The organism is Dendronalium phyllosphericum CENA369, from assembly GCF_016056275.1.
Lineage (GTDB): Bacteria > Cyanobacteriota > Cyanobacteriia > Cyanobacteriales > Nostocaceae > Dendronalium > Dendronalium phyllosphericum.
In genome coordinates this window covers 1-2,256 of the sequence record NZ_JAECZA010000160.1, presented here as the reverse complement: position 1 = coordinate 2,256, position 2,256 = coordinate 1, and the positions used below count along the sequence as shown (strand labels likewise).

General features: G+C 43.7%; 1 protein-coding gene and 1 pseudogene. One reads left to right on the top strand and one right to left on the bottom strand.

Features of this window, described 5'->3' with window-relative positions; translation table 11 throughout:
- Window positions 1-593: 593 nt before the first annotated feature.
- Entirely contained in the window at window positions 594-1,568 is a 975-nt protein-coding gene (cofG, locus tag I8752_RS21755; RefSeq protein WP_214434367.1) for a 7,8-didemethyl-8-hydroxy-5-deazariboflavin synthase subunit CofG, read from the bottom strand.
- Between the two features lie 285 nt (window positions 1,569-1,853).
- Between cofG and I8752_RS21750 the strand changes: the two are divergent.
- Window positions 1,854-2,256 (top strand): annotated as a pseudogene (locus I8752_RS21750) (photosystem II q(b) protein); the annotation flags it as partial.

Sequence of the window (2,256 nt, the reverse complement as noted above, 5' to 3'; positions counted from 1 at the left end):
AAAGACTCTTTAATGGAGTTCAGAGACTCATTAAAGGAGTTCAAAGACTCATTAAAGGAGTTCAAATACTCGCCAACGAGTATTAAATAACTCATTAATGAAGCTCAAAGACTCATTAATGAGGTTCAAAGACTCTTTAATGGAGTTCAGAGACTCATTAAAGGAGTTCAAAGACTCATTAATGGAGTTCAGACACTCATTTAATGAAGCTCAGAGACTCATTAATGGAGTTCAAACACTCATTAATCAGTATTTAAAGTAAACGAACAAGAGGACTAGAAGCTAAAGTTAATAAATTAACGTGAGTTCGATGAACTTCTCCCTCCCAACCTCCCTCTCCCACAGGGAAAGGGAGGGGTAACGAGAAATTAGGGTTTTGGCTCCCCTCTCCGACACGGAGAGGGGTTGGGGGAGAGGTCAAAAAAGGGCTTGTAAGCTAATAATCATTCAAATTGCATCCCCCGAAGTTTGCTCAACGGGGGAACCCCCGCACGCAACTTCTCTCCGCGTCTCCCCTTCTCCGCGTCCCCGCGTCTTTCTAAGGCAAAGGATTGTGCAACTTAAAGGCAGATTAGCTTAGAACTCACGTTAAATTAATTTGTCCGACTACTTATCTTTCGCCACTGTCTTACTGCTTTTTGCAATTCCCCCGACAACCAGCCATCAAACTGAGGATACACTGGTAAACGCGGTATCAGTTGCCAGCCAACAGGCTGTAAAATTTCTCTCAAAGCCTGCTCTTGTATATGTGGATAATCGGGATTCACTTCATCTTTTGGCCCAATTCCGCCTAAATCTCTTGCACCAGCTTTAATACAAGCGAGTAACCATCGGTCATCTTTGACTAAATTCGGCGGAATTTGAATTGTGATATCTGGCGGTAAAATTTTACGTGCTTTGGCAATGACTTCTGGTAACTGATGGGGGTCAAAAGCTGGTGCATCAAAGCTTTGCTGATTTCCAGGACTATGAGGTTGCAAAATAACTTCTTGAATGTGGCGATAATTCTGATGAAGTCGAGATATTGCTTCTAATGTTTCCCAGCAATCATCAGGCGTTTCCCCAATTCCTAGAAGTAAACCTGTTGTAAAGGGAATTTGTAACTCTCCCGCCCATTGTAATTGTTGCAGCCTGACTTCTGGTAATTTACTCGGCGCGTGTCGATGTACAGTATGTAACAATGCTGGCGTTAACTGCTCCAGCATCAAACCCATCGAAACGTTTACATTCTTCAGCTTTCGCATCTCGTCAAAACTCAACGGCCCCGCATTCGTGTGCGGTAAAAACCCCATCGCTAATGCTAGTTCGCATAAATCATAAATTTGCTGAAACCACGCCTGACGCTTTGATGAATGAGGATGCACTTCACCACTGAGTATTAGAATTTCACAGATATTTTCACCTTGAAGTCGTTGCAAAACCCTTTCTGCTGCTGATAGCGTCATCCAGGGACTTTGACCCGGTTCGGTGCGAAAGTTGCAATAAGTACAGCGATTAAAGCACTCATAAGTAGGAACGATTGTATAAGCAGGGCTGTAAGTAACTGTACAAGAATTCTTAATTTGCATAAGACAAGATAATGTAACGCACCTAGCTAGCAAGAGTCTCTACTTAAGTATGGATATTGCTGTGGGGAGCGATCGCAGTAGTACTTCATATTGTTATCTTTTCTGAGTTCCACTGCGTTAAACATCTTCTAACCCTTGAAGCATCAGAGTTTCAGAGCTTTTCACTAGATTGCTAAAATTTTTTTCTCAAAGTACTTTACAAAACTCAACATATTTCGTAACATAATTTTACAGGCGAAAACAAACACGCCTAATACATAAACAGCAAATCGCAATCATAAAACCATGACAGCAACCTTACAACAGCGCCAAAGCGCCAACATTTGGGAGCAGTTCTGCAACTGGATCACCAGCACCAACAACAGACTATACATCGGCTGGTTCGGCGTACTGATGATCCCCACCCTGCTAGCAGCAACCACCTGCTTCATCATCGCCTTCATCGCCGCACCTCCGGTTGACATCGACGGCATCCGCGAACCAGTAGCAGGTTCCTTACTTTACGGAAACAACATCATCTCCGGTGCAGTAGTACCTTCCTCCAACGCCATCGGTTTACACTTCTACCCAATTTGGGAAGCAGCATCCTTAGATGAATGGCTGTACAACGGCGGCCCTTACCAACTGGTAATCTTCCACTTCCTCATCGGCGTATTCTGCTACTTAGGACGTGAGTGGGAACTCAGCT

Bases quoted from the DNA above. Each gene is read 5' to 3' on its own strand.
- cofG (WP_214434367.1), bottom strand. From the start codon at position 1,568: ATGCAAATTAAGAATTCTTGTACAGTTACTTACAGCCCTGCTTATACA.